Genomic DNA, 22,743 nt, shown 5'->3' with positions numbered 1-22,743 from the left:
GAGAGTCAGCTTTCGGTTTTTTTGTGCGCGCATAGTCAATTGGCTTAAGCGCTATTTATGAGGCAATGAAAAATGGTTTTGGATACTAGGAATTTGGTCATCTAAGTGATGATTTACATACAAAATTGTTGTATTTCCTTCCCGCGCCAGTAACTCAATTAATGCTAAGACTTTGATTCGGTTGATATCGTCTAAGCCATTACAAGGCTCATCTAGTATAAGTAAGGCGGGGTGTTTAACCATAGCGCGAGCAATTAACGCTACACGTTGATCACCAAAGGATAAATCATGAAAAGCGTCATTTGCTTTATGACTTAAGCCCATAACGCTTAGCCACTTCTGAGCGAGCTGAACTTGGTATTCCGTAGCTTGCTTATACAGCCCAATACTGTCGTAAAAGCCAGATAAAATTACGTTTAGCAAAGAGCATCCAACTTTGTAAGATAGGTGCAAAGCGTTAGATATGTAGCCAATATACTGTTTTATTTGCCAGATACTTTCACCATTTCCACGCTGATAGCCAAATACGTAAATATCATTCACATAGCATTGGGGATGGTCACCTGTAATTAGGTTCAACAAACAGGTTTTACCAGAACCATTTGGCCCGCTTAATCGCCAATGTTGCTGTGGCTCAATGGTCCAGTCAAGGTCCTCAAATATAAGGTTATCTTGATAAGCTACTTTAACTTTATTCAACTTTACTAAAGGGCCACTCTCATTTAAGAGAGGAGGAGCAAAACTGTCAGCATCTTTACCTGGAAGTTCAAGACTACTTTGTTGTAGATGCAAAACTTGTTTTATATGTGAAATATGGGCCGAAATGCCGTGTGGATCGGCAATTTGCCAGTGAATAGCTGCCGACTGCATCAGTATAAGGTGTTTTATGTAAGCTGGAATTTCGCTTAAACGATTTAACACAAAAACTATTGTTGTGCTTGCGGATAAATGCTGCAAAAGGTTGTTCAACTTTTCGCTTGATTGCGTATCTAAGCCGTCCCAAGGCTCATCCAATATAAGCATTTTCGGCTGTTGTAGAATAGCATTTGCTAACAGCAGCTTGCGTGTTTCACCGGTAGAAAGCCCTCTAAAAGGGTGTTCTAACTTGGCTTGAAGGCTCAATGCGTCAAGAACAGCTGTTACAAAAGGTGGGGCAATATCATTTTGCTTTATGTTTTGAAATAGTATTTCTTTTACCAAAGTGGGTTCAGGAATAACATCAAGAATGTCAGCGCAGTCTTTTTGATCTTCAGCTTCAATTAAGGCTTGTTGCTGTTCAACTGATACCCAAGCAATGCTACTTGTCGCATCTCTTTCACCGCTTTTTAAATCACCCTCACCGGCCATTAAAGCCGCTAAGGCCGATTTGCCACTGCCATTAGCTCCTAAAATCACGCAATGCTGCAGCGCTTGAATCTGCACAGAACTCACTTTTAAATGATAGTGCTTTCTAAAAATCACATGGCAATCTTGAAGTGTTAATAAAGGCATAGAAAGAAAACTTGACTAAAAAACAATGGCGTAAGTGTAACAAATCATAGCAATTAGTCAGTATTCAATTTCGCAATTACTACGAACGAGCGTTATGTGAATAAGCTCTTAGTATGATTTTTCAATCAAACGCAAAGTTCCCGCAACAAGCGGGAACCTTTTTTAATAATAATTAACTAATAAAGCCTAGCTTTCTTTAACTTCTACACAATCAGTGCGCTCAATTTCTTCGCATACGGCTTCTTTAGTAACTGGCAAATTGTCTGTATCAATCAGTAAGGTCCAATAGTCGTTTTGCTTAGCAGCAACAGTTTGCTGGTTAATGATGTCATGCTCAGGCTTTAATGAACGAAGCCCAGCATAAAATGTACCTATGAAGATGCCTGGACTGATTAATGCAATAAACGTAAATGTGGGATTACTTTGCGTTAAAGTCGGGCCAAATAGCACTAACAGTAAAGCGATGAGTAAACCTATGCCTAAACCAATAGCTGCATATTTGACGTGCAAGTTAAGCATATTTGCACCAATTGCTCGGCTGTTGCCTTCAAGCTTTTGGCCGGTGGCTGCATCAGTAGGTTCAATTATCTTGATTTTGCTGTCTTTCAAACCTAATTTTCGTGCAAGAACGGCTTTTGCTTGTTTGACTTTATCTACTGAAGAATAAGTCGCAGCAATGCGCTCATCAAACGTATTATTCATAATGGCGGTCATGGTTATTTCCTCGCTTTAAAAAGAAAGAGCAATGGTTTACATCAAATCCCAAGCTTTCTTTACTTTATTTATAAGCTACTTGTTATTTACAGCGTAAATAGTAGCCTTGTAACAATGCTCGACACCTGCTTCGATGACGATACGTCGTTGTCGATTGAGCCTTTGACGGCACCTGCAGCAAATGCGGTGCTAATGCCTTTGGCTGAGCTCAACAACATGGTTGTTTGTCGTTTTGCTTCTGCTGAGCAGTGATTCGATAGCGCGTTTGCTGCTACGCATTTCTTTTCAGCAGTGTTTACGTCTTTTCGTTGTTTTTTTAAAAATAAATCCATGCTTCCCCCAGTGCTGAGCTTATACCGAAATGTCTTATTCTTTGAAGCGTGCAAGGCTTTTAGTAAAGCCAATTAGCCCTCTCACTTTTCTTAAGTATCTCAGTAAGCCGAATCCGCAAAGGGCGTTAACAGCTAACAGCACAATCACAACTAGAAGTGGCTGCATTATATAATGTAGTGCTATTCCAGCCAGTACGTTAAGTAAAAACCAAAACATACCCACTACACCTATTAGCATAATGCCACCTAACATAGCCACAAGCAGTGCGTTAAAGCTTAACTTCGCCTCCTCACCCGCTAATTGGGCTAAAGCTTCATAGCGTTGCAATTTAGATTTTACGAATGCATCGATGCTTTCATAGCTTGCTCTAAAAGACGCTTCGTTGTTAAGGTCGGTTTTGTTGGTGCCAGCACCACCGGACTGATGTCCGGTAGTGGCCGATTCTGCATTTGCTTGATTCATTTGCGCTTACCTTCTGAAGAAGACGTTCTATTTTCTTCTTAATACTGCGCTAAATAACATACCTGCAGCAAAGGCAATACCTGCTGTGGCAATTGGGTTTTCAGTCGCGTACTTTTTCACACCCGACTCTTCCCATTTAGCCTGCGCCTTCGCTTGGGCTTCTTGAATACTTTGCGTGCCGTTTTGTGCGCCACTGCGCAAGCTTTCTTCCGTGCTAGCGGCTTTTTGAGCAAGCGTATCTACTGATTCATGTAATGTGTCGCGCACTTTATCAATCACAGGATGTTCACTGTTTGCAGTTTTTGTATTTGTAGTATTGGTAGTTGCTTTTGCTTGTGCCATCTTCCTTTCCTCTTTTTGCTAAAAATATGGTTGATTAATCTGTGTAAACTTATTCGCGGCTTATCACTAAGCGTCCATTTCCGCGATATATTTTGACGCTAATTTGCTTTTGTCTTGCTCGCTTAAGGTTTTTCCAGCTTGTTGAAAAAACTCTCTCTCTTCTTCCGCCAAATGATGCTCAACTTTTTCAGCAAGCTTTTTGAATGTACTCAACCAGGCAGGAGAGCTCTTTTCTGTATCTTCTAAAGTGGCAATAAATTCGTCAATTTCATGATGCTCAGCAATGCCGTGGCGTGATAGCTCAATGGTATCGTCTGCTTGCATCAGCGGAGCGTAGAAGTGTCTCTCTTCTGCAATCGCATGGCTTTCGAGCTCTTCTTTTAACTGGGTGAAATATTCATCTCTTACCGAGGTGTCACCACTTGTTTCAAGTAAAAGCTTGATAAGAGCGCGTTGCTTATCATGGTCTTTGCGTAGAGCTTCAAAAATTTTCATACTTATTTTCACTATTATTTTTGGGAATTACTGACTACTGTTTCAAGTTGCGTGCCAGTAAAAATATATAGTTAACACTATGATTAATATGATTTTAATTTTTGAGGTGATTTATGGTGAGGGGTATAAATGAAATATATACAAGCCTGTGATGCAAAAATTACAGGCCCGTAAATTATAAGCACTACGCGTAGTGAGCTAAGCAGTTTTTTAAAATTTCTTTGTCGATGGGCTTTATAAGATGATCACAAATTTGATGTTGCTGCAAAATCGCTGGGTCGGGTTGATTACCGCTCAATATAATGACATTACCCTTAACTGGCTTTGCAAAAAATTGTTCAACTAAGGTGTCGCCCGACACATCGGGTAAGCCTAAATCTAGCAGGTGCAGCGCAATATTGGTATTTGAATGCGCTTGGCTAATGGCCTGCTCTCCCGTAAATGACTGGACTACTTCAAAGCCGAGTTGTTCAATCATTAAGGTCATAATGGTAGCGCTGTCTTCATCATCTTCTATTAAATGTACTACAGGAGAACCATTATGCTTACCGGCAATGCTTTCTTCTATAAGCGCTTTTTCTAGTAGCCCCCATAGTTCGATTTTATCAAGGGGCTTGGAGATTAACTGATCAAAACCGTCTTTTTTAAGTTCATCAAATAGGCCTTTATTTACGGCAGCGGTCATCGCAATAATATGGCAGGTATTTCCTTGTGCACGAAGTGCGCGAACTGTTTCAGAGCCAGTGAGCGCTGGCATGTGTAAGTCCATTAAGATCAGTTCAATAGGCGTGCCTGTCTCGTTAGCTTCTTTTACTTTTGCTAGCGCTTGTTCGCCATTACTCGCAAAAGTTACTTTAACACCCGTTTCTTTTACAAAATATCCCGCCAACTGGCGAATTTCAAATACATCATCCACAATTAATACATGCCCATTAAGGCTTGGGATAATGCTGGCTTTTTTGCTTCTATATTGGCGATTAAACTCGTAAACAGCGGTTTCGCTCGAGGTGGGTTTGCAAGGAAATGATAAAGTAAATAACGAACCTTTACCCATGACTGATTCCACTTCTAAGGTGCCCTGCATTTGCTTCACAATTTCTGCGGTTATAGAAAGTCCAAGGCCTGCACCACCGGCCTTTCTATTTGTTACATCTTCTATTTGGGTAAATGGCGCGAAAATCTGCTCAATTTCTTTTTCTTCCATCCCTATGCCGGTATCTTGGATGTAAATATTCAACTGGTAGGTAGGGGCGCTAGAACCGGCTATGTCTTGTTTGAATTCTTCTAACTCTAAGGTGACGCGAATGCCGCCTTTATCAGTAAACTTTATGGCGTTGCCAATAACATTGACCATAACTTGCTTAAACCGAACTCCATCAAGCTCTATATTGACGGGTAAAGGTGTATCAGCGCTAAACTCAAGATACAGACCCTTATCAACGGCATTAACCGATAGTAAGGAGTTAACGTCAATCAGTAATTCTTGAAGATCGGTAGGGCTTATTTTTAACTCAAATTTATCTGCGGCAATTTTTGATAAATCAAGCACGTCATTAAGTAAATTCAGTAAGTGCTTTCCATTATTGGAAATTACGCCCAATTCATTATGAAATTCAGAAGTAGATTCTTTTTCAAGTAATAAAGAAGTATAGCCCAAAATAGATGTTAGGGGGGTTCTAAGCTCATGGCTTAAGTGGGCAATGAATTTATCTTTGGCGGTATTTTCCGCTTCATTGCGTTTACTCAGTACGCGTGCAAACTCAAGCTCTTTTCGAGCTATTGCGTATTGCACTGATTTTTCGAATATTTCTTCATCAATGCTTGATTTCATTACAAAATCTTGAGCACCGCTTTTTATAGCCTGCTTGGCAACTTCGTTGTCATCTTGGCCTGTTAGCATAATTATAGGAGTTGCTAATTCGGCTTCAGAAACCGCCTCTAAAATTTCAATACCTTCATAACCAGCAAGCCTATAATCTAAGATGCACAAATCAAAAGTGCGTTCTTTTAGCAAGGTAATTGCATCATGACGTAAGGAACAACTTACAAATTCACAGCCCGATGCAACAATTTGGCTCAGTCTATCTTCAATTAAAAACAAGTCATCTTCATCATCGTCAATAATTAAAACAGATTTGACTGAGTCCATTGCGCATCCTTGTGTGAAACGTAATTCTTTAAAATATGTTAATTGGTGGCTAACTCTCGTGCACTAAAGTGAGGGATAGCAGCGCATTCAAACCAATAGTTGTTAAATGATTTCATCATATTAACTAAAGAACCAAAATCTGTTGGCTTAACCATATAAGAGGAAGCGCCCAATAAATAACCTTCATGTACATCTTCATCTGCCGAGCTGGTAGATAAAATAACGACGGGAATGCTCGACAACTTATCATCTTTTTTCAATTGCTTGAGCGTTTCACGGCCGTCTAATATTGGCATGTTTAAATCAAGTAGAATTACGCTTGGCACATCATTTATTGCATTTGATTCGTATTTGCCTTCGCAGCGTAAAAAATCAAGTAATTCTTGGCCGTCGGCAACGGTGTGACATAAATAATTTGCGCCTGCGGCTTCCATAGCATCTTGTGCTAACAATCTGTCGTCTTCGTCGTCATCTGCCATAATAATGGTAAACGGAGTTTGTATGGTATTACGGTTTTTCATAACATTCGTCCTCTGTTACTGCTTAATACTTATTAAGTAGTTTTGTGCGGGTAGTGACACAGTAAATGTTGCGCCTTCATCCACCTTTCCTTCAGCTTTAATTATACCATTATGTCTTTCAACAATTCGCCTACATATTGCTAATCCAATACCAGTACCTTTAAAACTGTCACGACTATGTAAACGTTGAAACGGTGCAAAGATTTTTTCAGCGTATTCTTGCTCAAATCCAATGCCGTTGTCAGTAATACTTATACATTGCCAATCGTCGAGTCCTTCAACTTCAACCGAATCTGGCTGACTCACGTTTTGTACGGAAATGTGTACAATTGGGTTTACTTCTTTTTTAGAAAATTTGATCGCATTTGCCAGCAAGTTAAATAAAAGTTGCTGCATTTGAGTAGGGTCAGCCGTTATTGTGGGCAGGGGCGCAATGTCTAAACTTACCTTGGTTTCTTCAATCAATACGTTTAGGTCTTCAACGCAGTTAGCCACTATAAGATTTAAATCAACTTCTTGGAAATCTTTGCCTCTTGTTGTAACGCGTGAGAACTCCAATAAATCACTAATTAGCACACTCATTCTATTGGCGGCACTTCTCATACGCTGAAGGAAGTCACGCTGTTTTTCACTTAGATTATCTGACTGGGTTTCTAAACGGTCACCAAATGCCATAATTTTACGCAAGGGCTCTTGTAAATCATGAGAGGCTACAAACGCGAAGTCTTCCAACTCACGGTTACTGCGGCTAAGTTCGTCAGAAAACAATGATAGTTCTTTGGTTCGCTCTTCCACGGCTAGGCTAAGCTTTTCATTTTGCGATGCCATTTCCAATTCGCGCATCTGCTGATTACGAATATTTAGTTTGGCGAGGAAAAATAAGCCCAGTACTAGCAATATACTGGTAAAAAATGAGATGGCTAAGTTTCTTCCTGACACTTGCGTAGCAACTTGTAAGGTTCGCACCTGTTCATCGGCTATCTTATTTTCTGCACTTTTTATTTGCTCAAATAAGGTGTGAATTTCATCATACAGCATGCGCCCTTGATCAGTCTCAACACGCCTAATTGCTTGTGTAAATTGTTCGTTTTGCGCTTGCTTAACGGTAAAATCTAGCTCTAGCAATTTAGCGGTAATTAACACTCTTAATTTAGATATAGCGTTTACTTGCTCATTAATTTTAGGAGATAATTTCTCAGATTCAACGAGCAAACTTTCAATAGTTTTAACTGCATTTTTATAATGCGTTAAATAGTTTTCATCTTGGGTGAGTAAAAATCCACGCTGCCCTGACTCAGCCTTAAGCAGACTTACGTGAGTTTCTTCCAAAACTCTCACTATTTTGACTGTATGGGTAATGTCTTCTTGAAGGTCTTTTAAGTCAGTCACGGTGCTTCTGCTAATATACGTATTTACCGAAATAATTAACAGTAGCATACTCGATATAAGCACCCAGGTGCCTGTAGCGTGAGTTGATAAGATTTTCATAAAGGCCTAGTTGCTCGCTTTAAAAGAGGTTTATTCATCAGGAGATGATCCAAGGCTTTCATATAACTGCTGTAAAAGCTCGCTGCAGTCTTTACTATTTTGAATAATCTTATTTGCAGCGGCTTCCACCTTAGGTGATACGTCGCTAGACTCAATCAACATTTTAATCAATTCCGCTTGCATACTTATTGTATTAAGCGGCTTTCGAATGTCGTGGACTTGCTGCTGCAATGAACTCATATTTTCTCACCATAAGCATGTAAACGGTTATATAAGGTTTTTGTAGAAATACCGAGCATGTCTGCGGCGGTCGTTTTATTACCATCTACTTCATCTAACGTAGCGTAAATTAACGCCTTTTCTACTTCTTCAATTGTTTTACCTGCGGTCATACTCGAGGCACCTTGTTCTTTTTTCGAAAATGGTGATTCGAATGAATGAGGTAATTCAATGTTACTTTCACCAGGCTCGCTCATAATAAATGCACGGTGCAAAGTGTGACGCAATTCGCGTACGTTGCCAGGCCAATCATGCTGTTTTAACTTTTCAAGCTGAGCATCACTTATTTCATACGACTCGCCATGCTCGCTATTTAACTGATTCAAAAATGTATTTACTAACAGCGGAATATCATCTTTTCTATCACGAAGTGGCGGAATTTGAATAGGGAACACGGCTAAACGAAAGTAAATATCTTCTCGTAGAATATTTTCACCCGCTATTTGCTCCAAGGTTCGGTTAGTGGCACTTATTACACGGCAATTCACCGGTAATTCTTGCGTGCCGCCCACTCTATTTACCTGTTTTGTTTCTAATACGCGAAGTAAGTTAGGCTGCATATCTAATGGCATTTCAGTGACTTCGTCTAGAAACAATGTGCCATTGAGTGCGCGTTCAAACACGCCTTTCTTTTGGCCAACTGCACCGGTAAATGCACCTTTTTCGTGGCCAAACAACTCACTACCAATTAGCTCTTTTGACAAACCACCGCAGTTGGTAGCAATTAAATCACCCTCAGCATTGCTGGCGTTGTGTATAGCTTGGGCAACTAACTCTTTACCTACGCCACTTTCGCCCATTAGCATAACATTGGCGCTACTGCTTGCTACGCGCTCAATCATTTTATATAACTTTTGCATGGGCGCTGACTCACCAATCAGGCAAGAAAAATGTGCATCAGCTAGCGCGTGCTTTTGTTTTTTAGTATTGCTGCTAGGTTTCGCGCTAGCAATGGCCTTTTTATTATTAAGAACTGACTCTAAGTCTTCCCTTTCAATAGGCTTCATTAAATAATTAACAGAGGGGCCAGCAATATGATTAATAGCTGACTTAATTTTAGGGTTGCCTGTTATAAAAGTAACACGAGGCTTACGAGACTTTGACTGCAAAAACTCGTACACATGTAGGCCGCTGCCATCTGGTAGCATGAAGTCAATTAACAAGTGATCAAACTCATTGTTCTGTAACCACTGTTTGGCTTCAGACACACTATCTGCAACAGATACAATATGCCCTAAGTGTTCAATTATATGGGTTGCGACTTCGGTAAATTCGGGATCGTCATCGATTAATAGAACTGACTTCACTTAATATCCTTTTATGTAAGAATGCGTGGCATTATTATTAATATAGCAATTATTGTAATGATTATTGCACAATAGAATAATGCTTGGTATCACAAATCTGTTTACCCTTTGTGGGTATTGCCAGCAAGCGAAGACCAAACGCTATTTTAATCGTTCTTCTAATTTGCTCTCGCGTGACTCATATGACCGTTGGTCTTGCGAACTAAAGCCGGCCTTTCCGTCACTAACGTGTTCTTGAATACTAGTGAAGTGTGGCTTAATAGCGTATTGTACATGCTTTGCGTTATTGTTAGCTTGTGCCATCATGGCGAAGGTATCTAATAGATGGCTCAGCACAAATGGATGTGCGTAACAGCTCTGCCTTATTTGAGTAAAGGCACCATCAAAAAGTTCACGGTAATCTGGATCGCTCGTTAAAACTGCTGGTTTATTGTTCACCGTTATTAAGGGTTGGGGTAAGTCATGCGGCGAAAAGGTGTTTAAAGCGGACGCAAGGCGGTCTATGCAGTTACAAGCTGTGAATGGGTCATCTAAGCTTGGAGATAGCGCTCTTATTGCCATTTCAACTAATTGGTTAATACCAAATAATGGGTCTTGCAATGAAGTACGTTCTTCGCCCACTACTAACGCTTCATCTATACTTATTTTTTTAGGTAAGGGGGCGTTGCTATGCAAAGAAGCTACTTTCGCGCCCTGCACGATGTAATCACCGGCTCTGGCCTCCATTACAATCAGACCATCGTATTTCATGGCTAAATCAGTCACATACTGATACTCAATAGCCTGAATGTAACCATCACAGTCGCTGGTAATATGTGCTTCGCTTTTCAATTGCGACTGGCTTAATAGGTTGGGAAACATGCCAACACGTTCACTTTGCGCTTTAAGTTTTTGCATATCTAGCATCAAAGAATAGGCGGTATTTTTCACGACGGTATCAGCGCGAATGGAAGTGGCAACATGATGAATGAAAACAATTAAAACCATCACGCACATTAAGGCCAGAATAATACTTATGAATACGGATAATTGCGGATGAACAACGGTAACCGTTGATGATTCTGTTTTTATTTGGCTTTGCACCATTAAACAAAAAACGAATGTTGAGGTAAAAATGCCTAATGCAAATTGCGTCATTTTATTTTGCATAAAGTTTTTAAGTAGTCTGGGGCCAAATTGATTAGAAGCCATCACAAGGGCAACAATTGTCATGGAAAACGCAATACTCGTAATTGTGATGACCGCACTAGCAATGCCTTGCACAATTTGCATGGCGGCATCTTTATCACTAACCGCTAAGCGTGAACTGGAAAAAAAGGAATCAATACTGGTGGATGATATAGTTGGCAGAAGGTAAGCACTTACTATTGAGGCTATAATCATTACTAGTGGGGTGAACCAAAAACTTTCACTCAAGCTTCTTATTGCTTTGCGCAATTTTACCACCCAGTATCTAATATTTAACTTAGACTGGGCGGCAGCACTTTCACTCACGATTCAGCGTCACTTAATACCTTTTGGGGCATAGTCGTAGCCTGAGAAGTCATAAATTCTTCAAACTCCGAGCTTGAATAATGTTGCTTCACAGTATAATTCGTGTTGTCACTGATCATCTCGTAGGTTCTCTTAATTTTGGTGATGTCTTCTTGGTCAACATCAATGGCATGTAGCACAACTTCACCGTTACTTTCGCTAACGTGAATTTTGTTATCAATACCTTCAATGGAAAAGCTAAAACGCTCACTAGGCTGTAACACTTTAAACATTGTTTCTGTGTCTTTGCCTTCTAACAGTACACTGTCGGGTGTATTTTTGTCTACCGTTTGCATTTCGTCAGCTTCCAAAGCTGCTGCAATGGGTGATAACAATGATGCACTTAGTAGGGCTGTGCATGTGATACTTTTTAAGGGTAATTTCATGGTAATGCTCCTGCTTGTTTTCAACGATGGTTTATCATTTTTCAGAAGATGAATCTTTTGCATATTCACCCGCTTTGTTTGATACTTCTGACAACATACTATTTAATTTTTCACCGCCTTTTGCTCCAAAATCTAAGGTGCGTATAGGGAACGGAATAAGGATGTCGTTTTCAGCTAGTGTGGTGTGAATTAAATGTATCGCCTCGTGCCTAGCCTGCATAAAGCCTACTTCACCAGGATATTTAATCCAAAACCATACAAGCAAATCTACACTGCTGCCACCGAAACCTTCGGCAAAAACACGTGTGTCGTCTTGCCTTATAACAAACTTTTGTTCGTTTAATTTAGATTCAATTAACTCACTGGCTTTGAGTATGTCGTCAGCGTAAGAAATACCAACTTTAACTTCAATCCTACGTAAACCTGTAGTGGTGTAGTTGGTTACAATATTTCTAAACAATATTTTGTTCGGAATAATTTCTAGTTGGCCTGAAAAGGTTTCAACTATTGTATTTCGTAGATTAATAGTTTTAACATTTCCGAACACATCATCTGCTTCAACTACGTCGCCAATTTCAAAGGGTTTTCTTATCCCCATTGCAATACCGGCAATTAAATTTTCAGTCATATCTTGGAAGGCAAATCCGATTGCCAGCCCTACAATACCTGCACCTGCAAGTAATGATGTAACTGTCCCAGTTAGGCCCAAGAACTCCAATGCGATAAATAAGCCGGTAACAAACACTAGCACTTTAAAAATAGCGGCTAGTAGGTCTGCTATTTGTTTAGACTCGAACACTCTATGCAGTAGTCTCGACATTAATCGAGACGCGATCCGTGCTATAAGGGCAAATACTAATAAGATTATTAGCGCAACTACCATGTTAGGTAAATGCTTTATGCCCATCTCCACCCACGATTCAATTTTGTCGTGAATGAGCGTCCAAAAGTTATTGACTGCTTCGAATTCCAAAATCTTTCCTATTTACACATTAGATAGTTTGACTGATTAAACTATAAAAACTTTCACTTATTCGCCGTCAGCAGCATCTTGTACTGCTTCACCAGCTGTTTCTATATCTTTACCTGCGCCTTCGATGGTTGCGCATCCTGCAGCTAAAGTAATTAAAAATACGCACATTGCGCTCTGTAAAATCGTGGTTTTCTTATTCATGAGATTTCCTACTTCTTATACTGCTAATTTAGAGGCTCGTAGATGAAAAAAAAGAGCCGCATCCAGGGATTAGAGATGCGGCTCCTCACGACTAACAGTCTTGATCTTCAGCGTTTGCGCCTTCTTTCACATCTTCACAAGCGTCTTCCACTGCATTACCAGCATCTTCAACAACTTGGTCAAACTCTTCGCCTGCATCTTCAGCTGGACCGTCTGAACAAGCCGCTACTGTAAATACGAACATGGCGCTTAATAAAAGTGTACTCAATTTCTTTAGTGATAATTTTGATGAATTTTTCATGGTATTTCCTTATTTAATAATTGTATGTATATGCTTTTGGTATTAGACCGCCGGAATTTATACCGAGGGGCCTTTACCTCTTAATGCATTCGCTACTAACGAAATTACAAGTAGTGCTAAAAATACAAAAAATAGTATTTGTGCAATTCCTGAAGCTGCGCCAGCGATGCCACCGAATCCAAAAACAGCTGCGATTATTGCGATAATAAAAAATGTAATTGCCCAACCTAACATGGCTATTCTCCTCAACGTTTTGATATATTTGATTGCGTTCACTCACACTATTGCGAATTTGATGCCATTAGTTATAACGTTGATTTTAATGGGGTTTTTGTTTTTTTAATAAGTTTGCATGCATAAGTTAAGAAACTTTTACAGACTGTAGTGGAAGATATTACCGATTTAGATACGATTGACTGAAATTTGGTATGCCATAACGCTTGTAAAGCCGCGTGAGTTTTTCTTTTATATAGTTAAATTATTTGAATCAGCAAAGTAATTGAAAATACTCTTACAAAGTAGGTGATTTACAAAGCAAACTCTATTATGGTTGTGATACGTATCTTAATAACGTTCAATTTAAATAGTCTGCTTAGTGTATATCGCTTCATATGCCTGCAATGTTCTAACTATTGGTGACATATTAGGTGGTGCATTGACTATTCATAGATTGAACGGTTGAGTTTAATCAGTGCTAACGTAAGCATAAAGGAAGCTGTAAATGCCCGAATACCAGACCGCTATGCCCTTATCCGTGAGTTCTTCAGAGTCACCTTCTTCAAAATTATTTGTGCTTGATACCAATATTCTTTTACATGAACCGTTTGCGTTTATGTCATTTAAAGAGCATGACGTGCTTGTTCCTATGACGGTGCTAGAAGAACTTGATCACATAAAAGATAGCAAGAAAGACGTTGCGCGCGATGCTCGCGTATCTATCAGAGCAATGGAAGATCTATTGCATGATGCGAGCCCCGAGCAAATGCTTGAGGGTGTAAGTATGAAGGGCCTTGGCTCGGGTGATTCAGCCCCTAGCGGGCGTTTATCTATTTTTGCCGATTTAGGGATGGCACAGCAAGAGCAGGCGTTTACTAGCAATGAGAATGACAATCGTATTATAAATGTTGCCTTGCATTTGCAAGCTAAGCTCGCTCCCCGTGAAGTCGTATTGGTAACTAAAGATATTAATATGCGTTTGAAAGCTAAGGGCGCAGGACAAACCTTGGTGCAAGATTACAGAAATGACCAGCTTATTAGTGATATTAAATTTTTAACGCGTGGTTATTATGAATACAGTGGGAATTTTTGGGACACCGTTAAAACGGTCGAAAGTGTAACAGAAGGACGTGATACCGTTCATACCATTCAAAAAGACTTGAACCACGAACCTTACATCAACGAGTTTTTGATAGATGAAGCTAAATCATTTGCGGGCATCATTGAAGGCATGACGGGCGATAGCCTAGAGGTACTGGATCTTGGTTATGAGCGTTTAATGTCAAGACGTGCTTGGGGAATCACGCCTAAAAATATTGGCCAAGCCATGGCATTGCATACGCTTTTAGACCCTCATATTGATTTAGTCGTACTAACAGGCCCAGCAGGCAGTGGCAAAACCCTGCTGGCTCTAGCTGCTGCACTTGAAATGGTAGTTGAGTCAAATATGTACGACAAAATTATTGTAACGCGCTCCACTCCCGAAATTGCGGAGTCAATTGGGTTTTTACCTGGAACAGAAGAAGAAAAAATGGCACCTTGGTTGGCAGCCATTACCGATTCATTAGAAGTACTGCACAAAAATGACGAAAACACCAAAGGCTCTATGAGTTATATTATGGAGAAGGCGAATATTCAATTTAAGTCCGTTAACTTTATGCGAGGCAGGTCTTTACAGAATGCGATTGTTATATTAGACGAATCACAAAACCTGACAGCATCACAATTAAAGACTATAATTACACGCTGTGGGGAAGGGACTAAATTAATATGCGCAGGAAATTTGTCTCAAATAGACAGTAATTACCTTAACGCGCTGACATCTGGATTAACCTACATAGTCGAGAAGTTTAAGAACTTCTCCGGCAGCGCAACTATTAGCCTAGATGGCGTGGTGAGAAGTCGATTAGCCGAATTTGCAGAAAAAGAATTATAAGGAACCTATGGTTGAACAGGTCTCAAAAATATTAGTTATTGATGACGAACGTCTTAATGTCCAGTTACTGTTTCAAGCGCTAAGTGATACTTACAGTATTTTAGCTGCATCCAACGGTGTTGACGGTTTGAAAATTGCGCGTGAGCAACAACCTGATCTTATATTATTGGATATAAATTTAGGCGATGTTAGTGGACATGAAGTCTGCGTAGCGCTTAAAGACGACATCATCACTAAAGACATCCCAGTAATATTTGTTACAGCGCAAGATGCGCTTGAAGATGAACTTGTTGGTTTAGAGCTAGGCGCTGTTGATTATTTCACCAAACCATTTTCAATCCCCCTAATGCGCTTGCGCGTGCGCAAGCAAATTGAGCTAAAGCAAAAAACTGACATGCTTGAGCACTTATCATCAATTGATGGTTTAACTGGCATTGCAAATCGAAGGCAATTTGACATTAAGTTGGAAGAGTCTTTGCGTTACATTGATAGAAACCATCGTGGTTTAAGCATACTTATAATTGACATTGATTTTTTCAAGCAATACAACGATAAATACGGCCACGTACAAGGGGACTCTGCACTTAAGGCAGTGGCAAAAATTCTACGTAAAGGTGCCAGTAGGCCATTAGATTTTGTAGCCCGATACGGCGGTGAGGAATTTGCAATTTTATTGCTTGATGCCACTCCTGAAGAAGGTTATTGGGTAGCTGAGAAAGTAAGAAAATCGGTAGAGAAAGCTAATATTAAAAATGAAGGTGCAATAGATGACAAATTGACCGTTAGTATTGGCGTTTCCCACATTACCGCAGATCATAAAGAGAATATAGATGCTAAAGTCTTTATTGAAAGGGCCGACACCAGTCTATATAAGGCTAAAGAGGCAGGTAGGAACCAAGTTTTAGCGTCTTATGAACTCTCAGATACTTTCGAGTAAAATTACACTTTCTACTTAGTGAGCGAACGCGATTATACGAGTAAGTTTGGTATAGTTTCATAGTCTATACTTGATATTACCCCAAAATGTTATACTATTACATTTATTGGTTGTAATAACATCACGTATTTGGCGTTCTATTTCTATGAAACTCAACATTCTCGCAAAAGCAATTTCTTTATCAACGGTCACTTTAGTAAGCACGTTTACCTCATCTTTGGTACTCGCAGGCCAAATAAGTGGCCAAGTGGTTGATACTAAAGGTAAACCTTTAAGTGTAGGTAGTGTCCAAATTATGGGCAGTAATAAGCGCGCAACTATTTCCTCTGAAGGGACTTTCGTATTTTCTGATCTCAATGACGGTACATTTGAACTGCATGTTTCTTCACCTCAATATATTCATTCAAGTGAAAAAATAACCTTAAATAACCAGCAAGACCAAATCGTTCGTATTGAGGTTGAAGATGCTAGCATTGAAGTTTTTGATGTAACGGCAAGTGCTTTTCATGCCTCGAACATTGAATCGGCTGCGCCCGTGAGCATATTGGCGGGTGAAAAACTAAAGCAGCAACAAGCGACGACCCTAGGGGAAACCTTAAAAAATCAGGTGGGTGTGCATTCTAGCTTTTATGGGGGCGTAACAAGTTCGCCTATTATACGAGGCCTTGATGGCCCACGAGTATTGATTACGCAAAACGGAATGGATGCAGCTGATGCCTCACGTGTAGGGCCTGACCACCTCGTTTCAACAGAGTCCTCTACCGTTGAGCAAATCGAAGTGTTACGAGGCCCTGCTACCTTGTTTTATGGCAGTGGCGCCATAGGGGGCGTCGTTAACTTGGTAGACAATCGGATTCCTACTGATACTTTATCTGAAGGTGAATTAAGTTTGTCGCGCAATACGAATAATAGCGAAGAAGCATTTTCAGGTTTATATAAAACTGGATCTGACAATATTGCCGTTCAATTCCAAGGCTTTTATCGTGATAGCGAAGATTATGGTATCCCAGGAGCGGCTGAAAGTGAAAGCGCGCATGATGAACACGAGGAAGAAGAGCATGCTAACGAGGATGAGCATGAAGAGGGTAGCGTAGGTGTTGTTGAAAACACTGGCGCTACAAGCAAAGGTGCAACAGCGGGCATAAGCTATTTATTTGACGAAGGGCACCTTGGATTTTCAGTTGAACACATGACTAGCCTATACGGCGTGCCGGGCCACGCACACAGTGATGAAGAGCATGAAGAGCACGACGAAGATGAGCACGAAGACGATGAACTCCATGATGAGGCTGAGGAAATTGTAAAAGCGAATATGCGTCAGAATCGTTATCAGCTTGCAGGTGAGTTTCAATTAAATTCTTCAATATTTAATGCGGTTAACTTTGGTATGTCGTATACCGACTATCAGCATACAGAACTAGAAAACGGTGAGCCGGGCACAACTTTTGAAAATAATTTGTTTGAAACAAGAGTTGAACTTCTACATCAAGATTTTCATGGTTGGCGCGGCGGCCTTAGCTTACATGCCAAGTTAGCAGAATTTTCAGCAGAAGGTGAAGAAGCTTATACACCGCCATCGGATACAAATTCTTTCGGCATTGGCTTAATTGAAGAGCGCCATTTTGGTGATGTGTTAGTGCAGTTAGGGGCTCGTGTTGAGCGCGTTAATATTGATGTAAATGATGTATTTCACCCTGAAATAGAGTTTATAGACACAGACCACGAGCATGAAGAGGAACATGACGAAGACCACGACCACGATGAAGAAATAGCGCCTGTAAGCTATGACTTTACGCCGGTTTCTGTTTCAGCGGGTTTGGTGTGGGATATTGCGAAAGGCTATAATATGGCCGCATCTTTTGTACACGCTAAACGTGCGCCATCAGCAGCCGAACTCTTTGCATTTGGTCCGCATATAGGTACTCAGTCATATGAAATTGGCTATTTATATGAAATTCACTCAGAGGAAGAAGATGGCCATAGTGATGTGGAGTTCACACGTGAACAACCGTCACTTGAAACCTCAAACAATATTGATTTGTCTTGGCGCAAATTTGGTGGGGATTTTGGTGCGGTAGTGAATGTCTTCTATAACCAAGTTGATGACTATTATTATGCAGCCAATACTGGCTTAGAAGCTGCGTTTGAACATGCCCACGAGGAAGATGAGTCTTCTTTAGAAGAAGAACATGAAGAGGAAGAAAGCACCTTACCTGTATATGCTTACACAGCCGCTGATGCCCAGTTATATGGAGCCGAGGTACAAGTGACTTGGCGAGCTACGAGTGAATTAACGCTGACCGCTCAGGGTGACTATATTCGCGCTAAAATAACGCAAGATTCAAAACAAAACCTGCCACGAATACCCCCCATGAAAGTATTACTAGGCGCTGACTATAAAACCAATAATATGAGTTTGTCTGCGCAGCTGACTCATATGTTCGAACAAAGCGATATTGCTCAGTATGAAACGCAAACTGACGCCTACACCTTAGTCGATGTAAACGCATCTTATTATACGCAAATTCAAAGCCTTGATACTGAATGGTATATGCGCGGACGCAATTTAACGAACGAAGAAGCCAGGGTACACACTTCGTTTTTAAAAGATTTGGCACCATTACCAGGTCGCTCCCTTGAGTTAGGTGTAAGGCTTCGTTTTTAAACACGAAAAAAAGAAATGAGGTTAGTTAGAAAGGCGCTTTAAGCGCCTTTTTTTGTACGTGAGTATTTTCGAATATGCGGCGAAAATAAATTGTGTGGAAACGCTAAAATAAAGCTTGTGTATGTGCAAAATTAGGCCTATATTCGCGTGAAATTCAACCGTTGTTTGCTTCCACTTTCGAGATCATTATGCAAGCTTCTTCACCTATTCCAATTCTGCATTGTTCAGCGCAATCAAATGTAGCCAATTCTGCTAGCCACTTCGTTTTGCCCGAGCTTGTATCCGCCCCTATTACAGACGAGGCATTGCTTACCCTTAAGCCTAACTTGCTCATACAGCTAGAACAGCTTCGGCCAAAAGTGTTTAACTATTGCTTAGCGTATTTACATCACAATGATGATGCAGAAGAAGCTTGCCAAGAAACCATGTATAACGCACTAAAAGCTATTCATAACTTTGCTCAACGTGCCAGTTTGCAAACATGGGTGCTTAAAATTGCGCAAAATGCCTGTACCGCTTACTACAGAAAAAACAAGCGACAGCAAGCGCAATTTGAAGGTTTTGATGAAAGCGTGTATTTCATTGAAGAAACGCTAAAAGATGAAGAAAATCCAGAGCTTGCTGCTTCGCTTATGCTGTTGTCACAAGTGCAGCGTGATGTGCTACGTATGCGTTTTGTAGATGAATTACCCTTAAACGATATTGCGCTGGGTTTAGGCTTATCATTAAGCGCAGTTAAAATGAATTACTATAGAGCCCTCAGTAAACTGCAACAAGTATACAAACAGGTGTAAGCTTGTTGCAGGCTTGCTTGATAGCATGGCACAAACAAAATGTTTGTGTGCCATGCAATATGTTTAATGCAATTTATTGCGGCGCTCAATTCGCCTATTGCTCGCATTTTCTTCCCATTCTTTGCGCAGCTTCTTCACTTCATCTGAAGTGGTTTTTGCTAGGATGCGCTTTACATCTTGGCTAATACGAACGTGGTCATGCTTGCCTGCTAGTATTTGCTCGGCAAATTCATTTTGGTCAAAATCGTCCCAACGGCTAGCTTTATGCAATTTTTGTTTTTTCATAAGTATCTTCAATCAGTCAAAATAAAGGTGGTTATTTAATCAGTAAGCAGGGCATAGCGATTCTATGTACTGCTTACTGATTAGATAAATACCATTTGCTAAAAGTCACATATGTTGTAAAAAATAAATAAATAAAAATAAGTCATGGTAACTGTGACTTTTCATTCTTATTTTTCATCTAAAGCCCAGCAAGATAAATACTTTACATCTTTTTATTAAACGGGCAGGAAAATAAGACATGTCTAAAACGCTGATAGTAAGCGATAGCGGTGAAAAACTAAGCGGCTTAAGTGCTGAGGTACTTAGTTTTCATGAATATTTGGCGCAATATCCAAAAAAGAATGAGCCAACTACACGCGTTATTAACCTTTGTGACACTGAGCAATATTTGAGTGAGGGCTACTATTGCTCGTTACTCGCTGAAGCTCGCCAGCACGAAGTACTGCCTAGTGTTCAAGCCATTATTGAAAAAAGTGAAAGCGCTAGCGATTTATCACAAGAAAAAGCGAGCACATTTATTGTTCCCGAATACTTAAGTAAGGCTTTACTTGCTGCAAAAGCAAATATAAATGCAGTCACGCAGGCCGTTGAATTCAATGTGTATTTTGGTAAAACGCAAGATAAAGACTGTGAGCGCTTGGCCAGTTTTGTATTTCAAAAATGCCGCTTTCCTTTGGTGAAGGCTACATTTGTGCAGCATAAACAACATTGGCAAGTTAGCTTGCACAAAGGCTCGCTAAATAGCTTGAACGAAGCTGAATTTGCACAATTTTATAAGCAACTTAATACATTTACTCAACAAGTATGGCGCACGCGCGGTAAGGCTAAAAAGCATCGTTGGGACATGGCCATATTGGTCAATGATAAAGAAGCCACGCCTCCTAGTGATAAAAAAGCGCTTAAGTTGTTTGTAAAGGCGGCATCGCAGTTGGGCATAAATGCAGAACTTGTTCAGTACGATAAAAGCGTTGACTACCAAAGCTTCTTAGCTCGATTTGACGCACTGTTTATTCGTGAAACAACCGCTATAAAAAGTCATACCTATGAATTGGCAAGAGCTGCAGAGAATGCTGGCTTAGTGGTAATTGATGACCCAAGTTCAATATTGCGGTGTTGTAATAAGGTGTTTCTTCAAGATGCGTTCAGCTATCACGGCATAGATGCGCCGCGCACGCAATTTGTGACAGATGCTAGTGCGCAAACTGTTCACAACTTACTAGCACAATACGATTTTCCTATGGTGCTAAAACTACCTGAAAGCGCTTTTTCACTAGGCGTTTACAAAGTAAAAGACGAGCAAAGTTTAGTGAATAAACTACAGGAAATGCTAGTGGTATCTGCGGTTGTGTTGGTGCAAGAGTACTTATACACCGAATATGATTGGCGCATTGGTGTGTTAAACAATAAGCCTTTGTATGCGTGTAGGTACTACATGGCGCCGAATCATTGGCAAATATACAACCACAGCAATGATAGTGAATCGGGCGGTGCACAAACACTCGCCACTTTTGAAGTGCCTAAACATGTACTTAGTAGTGCCTTAAAAGCTTGCCGATTTATCGGTAATGGCTTGTATGGGGTAGATATTAAAGAATTGGGCGATAAAGCCTATGTAATAGAAGTGAATGACAACCCAAGCATTGAAACCGAAGTAGAAGACAAATACTTAGGTACAGAACTTTATATGCAAATTATGCAGGAGTTTGTCAATCGCTTAGAAGCAAGAGGGCGCAATTGATGTCAGCAAATACCGCTGCAGTTAAACCGTCATTTTCTGTGGAATACAGAAGCGCCTGCTTGGCTGATTTAGATGCCTTAGAGCAGCTTGAAAACGCTTGCTTTACCGTTGACAAATTATCAAGAAGGCAGCTTCGTCATTGGCTAAAAGCGCACAATAAACTTATTCAAGTGGCCATTGTTAATGAAAAAATAGTGGCATATGGCTTAGTTATTTTGCGAAAGGGCACAAGTTTGGCTCGGCTTTATTCACTTGCTGTATTAAATGAAGTCCGCGGTAATGGGATTGCTATAAGCCTAATTTTACTACTCGAAAAGGCATGTATTGAACAAAACAAAGCGTATTTGCGCTTAGAGGTGTCGCAGAATAATAAAGCGGCTATTGCGCTGTATAAGTCATTATCATACAAAGAGTTTGGTTTTTTTGAGCATTACTATGCTGATGATTCCAACGCGCTGCGTATGCAAAAAGCCATATTACAAAACCATAATAGCCGTCGGTTTTCGCCTTATCCCTATTATGCGCAAACCACGGAATTTAGTTGCGGACCGGCCTCACTGATGATGGCAATGGCGAAGTTACAAGCTGAAGTGCAGCTAAATCAAACCACTGAGTTTGATATTTGGCGTAAAGCGACCACCATTTTTATGACATCAGGACATGGCGGCACTCATCCTTTGGGCTTAGCGATAGCGGCCGTTGAGCAAGGCTTTAAGGCCCAGGTGTATTTAAATATGCCGGTGCCAATTTTTTTAGCGGGTGTGCGTAACGAGCATAAAAAAGATGTGCTGAGTAAGGTTGAACACGATTTCGTGCACAAGGCAGAGCAAGCTAATGTAATCACACATTATGAAGATTACAGCGTGCAAACCATTACTGATGCGCTTGAAGCTGGGGCCGCGGTTTTGTGTTTAATCAGTACCTACCAGTTTGACGGCTTCAAAGGCCCGCATTGGGTCGCGGTTACGCATATTGATAGCCACTATATGTACATTCATGATCCCGATGCTGAGGCTACGCAAAGCCAAGCGAGTGAGGAAAGCGAAGTGGCACAAGAAACTTTAACGCTACAGCACATTCCGGTGAGCTTAAACAGTTTTGAAAGATACACCAAATTTGGCAAAGCGGGTTTACGAACCGCTATTGTTATACATCGTTAGTGCAAATGCTAAAGTGCGTTTGCCTAGCTTTCTTTTT

24 protein-coding genes are annotated in these 22,743 nt (G+C 40.4%); 6 read left to right on the top strand and 18 right to left on the bottom strand.

Annotated elements, in window-relative coordinates; genetic code table 11:
* Positions 1-51: 51 nt before the first annotated feature.
* From ACOI22_RS12490 to ACOI22_RS12410, 17 genes are all read right to left on the bottom strand, one after another.
* Entirely contained in the window at positions 52-1,491 is a 1,440-nt protein-coding gene (locus ACOI22_RS12490; RefSeq protein WP_420672450.1) for an ATP-binding cassette domain-containing protein, read from the bottom strand.
* Positions 1,492-1,677: 186 nt separating this feature from the next.
* Entirely contained in the window at positions 1,678-2,205 is a 528-nt protein-coding gene (locus ACOI22_RS12485; RefSeq protein WP_420672449.1) for a hypothetical protein, read from the bottom strand.
* Between the two features lie 86 nt (positions 2,206-2,291).
* Entirely contained in the window at positions 2,292-2,537 is a 246-nt protein-coding gene (locus tag ACOI22_RS12480; protein ID WP_420672448.1) for a hypothetical protein, read from the bottom strand.
* A 34-nt stretch (positions 2,538-2,571) separates the two neighbouring features.
* Positions 2,572-3,000 carry a hypothetical protein gene (locus tag ACOI22_RS12475; RefSeq protein ID WP_420672447.1) on the bottom strand — a complete coding sequence of 143 codons (429 nt, stop codon included), beginning with the start codon at positions 2,998-3,000 and terminating at the stop codon, positions 2,572-2,574.
* Positions 3,001-3,027: 27 nt separating this feature from the next.
* Positions 3,028-3,342 carry a DUF883 domain-containing protein gene (locus tag ACOI22_RS12470; protein WP_420672446.1) on the bottom strand — a complete coding sequence of 105 codons (315 nt, stop codon included), beginning with the start codon at positions 3,340-3,342 and terminating at the stop codon, positions 3,028-3,030.
* 66 nt (positions 3,343-3,408) lie between these two features.
* Complete coding sequence (locus ACOI22_RS12465; protein WP_420672445.1) at positions 3,409-3,837, bottom strand: hemerythrin domain-containing protein; 429 nt, start codon at positions 3,835-3,837, stop codon at positions 3,409-3,411.
* A gap of 184 nt (positions 3,838-4,021) precedes the next feature.
* A complete protein-coding gene (locus tag ACOI22_RS12460; RefSeq protein ID WP_420672444.1) occupies positions 4,022-5,986 on the bottom strand; it encodes a response regulator in 1,965 nt (654 codons plus the stop codon).
* 38 nt (positions 5,987-6,024) lie between these two features.
* On the bottom strand, positions 6,025-6,507 hold the full coding sequence (locus tag ACOI22_RS12455; protein WP_420672443.1) for a response regulator: 483 nt from the start codon (positions 6,505-6,507) through the stop codon (positions 6,025-6,027).
* A 15-nt stretch (positions 6,508-6,522) separates the two neighbouring features.
* Positions 6,523-7,995 (bottom strand): sensor histidine kinase, encoded by a 1,473-nt coding sequence (locus tag ACOI22_RS12450; RefSeq protein WP_420672442.1) that lies wholly within the window; start codon positions 7,993-7,995, stop codon positions 6,523-6,525.
* 30 nt (positions 7,996-8,025) lie between these two features.
* A complete protein-coding gene (locus ACOI22_RS12445) occupies positions 8,026-8,235 on the bottom strand; it encodes a histidine kinase dimerization/phospho-acceptor domain-containing protein (protein WP_420672441.1) in 210 nt (69 codons plus the stop codon).
* Entirely contained in the window at positions 8,232-9,581 is a 1,350-nt protein-coding gene (locus ACOI22_RS12440) for a sigma-54-dependent transcriptional regulator (protein WP_420672440.1), read from the bottom strand. Before ACOI22_RS12440 ends, ACOI22_RS12445 begins: the two co-directional genes overlap by 4 nt.
* Before the next feature lie 141 nt (positions 9,582-9,722).
* Positions 9,723-11,075 (bottom strand): DUF2254 domain-containing protein, encoded by a 1,353-nt coding sequence (locus tag ACOI22_RS12435; RefSeq protein ID WP_420672439.1) that lies wholly within the window; start codon positions 11,073-11,075, stop codon positions 9,723-9,725.
* Positions 11,072-11,500 carry a hypothetical protein gene (locus tag ACOI22_RS12430; RefSeq protein ID WP_420672438.1) on the bottom strand — a complete coding sequence of 143 codons (429 nt, stop codon included), beginning with the start codon at positions 11,498-11,500 and terminating at the stop codon, positions 11,072-11,074. Before ACOI22_RS12430 ends, ACOI22_RS12435 begins: the two co-directional genes overlap by 4 nt.
* Positions 11,501-11,534: 34 nt before the next feature.
* Positions 11,535-12,473: a mechanosensitive ion channel family protein gene (locus ACOI22_RS12425; protein WP_420672437.1), complete on the bottom strand. Its 939-nt coding sequence runs from the start codon at positions 12,471-12,473 to the stop codon at positions 11,535-11,537.
* Between the two features lie 57 nt (positions 12,474-12,530).
* The gene (locus ACOI22_RS12420; protein ID WP_420672436.1) at positions 12,531-12,674 is read right to left on the bottom strand and encodes an entericidin A/B family lipoprotein; all 144 of its coding nucleotides are present in this window, start codon (positions 12,672-12,674) and stop codon (positions 12,531-12,533) included.
* Between the two features lie 91 nt (positions 12,675-12,765).
* Entirely contained in the window at positions 12,766-12,975 is a 210-nt protein-coding gene (locus ACOI22_RS12415; RefSeq protein WP_420672435.1) for a hypothetical protein, read from the bottom strand.
* A gap of 57 nt (positions 12,976-13,032) precedes the next feature.
* Positions 13,033-13,209 (bottom strand): DUF1328 domain-containing protein, encoded by a 177-nt coding sequence (locus tag ACOI22_RS12410; protein WP_420672434.1) that lies wholly within the window; start codon positions 13,207-13,209, stop codon positions 13,033-13,035.
* Between the two features lie 487 nt (positions 13,210-13,696).
* Here ACOI22_RS12410 and ACOI22_RS12405 point away from each other — a divergent pair, with 487 nt between their 5' ends.
* From ACOI22_RS12405 to ACOI22_RS12390, 4 genes are all read left to right on the top strand, one after another.
* On the top strand, positions 13,697-15,127 hold the full coding sequence (locus tag ACOI22_RS12405; RefSeq protein ID WP_420672433.1) for a PhoH family protein: 1,431 nt from the start codon (positions 13,697-13,699) through the stop codon (positions 15,125-15,127).
* Between the two features lie 7 nt (positions 15,128-15,134).
* Positions 15,135-16,064, top strand: coding sequence for a diguanylate cyclase (locus ACOI22_RS12400; protein ID WP_420672432.1), 930 nt, complete (start codon positions 15,135-15,137; stop codon positions 16,062-16,064).
* A 145-nt stretch (positions 16,065-16,209) separates the two neighbouring features.
* Positions 16,210-18,729, top strand: a complete 2,520-nt coding sequence (locus ACOI22_RS12395; RefSeq protein ID WP_420672431.1) for a TonB-dependent receptor — start codon at positions 16,210-16,212, stop codon at positions 18,727-18,729.
* 188 nt (positions 18,730-18,917) lie between these two features.
* Complete coding sequence (locus ACOI22_RS12390) at positions 18,918-19,523, top strand: RNA polymerase sigma factor (protein WP_420672430.1); 606 nt, start codon at positions 18,918-18,920, stop codon at positions 19,521-19,523.
* Positions 19,524-19,586: 63 nt separating this feature from the next.
* On the opposite strand, the gene ACOI22_RS12385 is transcribed toward ACOI22_RS12390, so the two are convergent.
* A complete protein-coding gene (locus tag ACOI22_RS12385) occupies positions 19,587-19,808 on the bottom strand; it encodes a hypothetical protein (protein WP_420672429.1) in 222 nt (73 codons plus the stop codon).
* 238 nt (positions 19,809-20,046) lie between these two features.
* Here ACOI22_RS12385 and ACOI22_RS12380 point away from each other — a divergent pair, with 238 nt between their 5' ends.
* Both ACOI22_RS12380 and ACOI22_RS12375 read left to right on the top strand, forming a co-directional pair.
* The gene (locus ACOI22_RS12380; RefSeq protein WP_420672428.1) at positions 20,047-21,546 is read left to right on the top strand and encodes a RimK family protein; all 1,500 of its coding nucleotides are present in this window, start codon (positions 20,047-20,049) and stop codon (positions 21,544-21,546) included.
* Positions 21,546-22,706, top strand: a complete 1,161-nt coding sequence (locus ACOI22_RS12375) for a peptidase C39 family protein (protein ID WP_420672427.1) — start codon at positions 21,546-21,548, stop codon at positions 22,704-22,706. The genes ACOI22_RS12380 and ACOI22_RS12375 overlap by 1 nt, the downstream gene beginning before the upstream one ends.
* Positions 22,707-22,743 lie beyond the last annotated feature (37 nt).

Source organism: Glaciecola sp. 2405UD65-10 (assembly GCF_048820975.1).
Classification (GTDB): domain Bacteria; phylum Pseudomonadota; class Gammaproteobacteria; order Enterobacterales; family Alteromonadaceae; genus Glaciecola.
The sequence above is the reverse complement of the archived record's forward strand: the minus strand, read 5'-3'. Positions and strand labels throughout refer to the sequence as shown.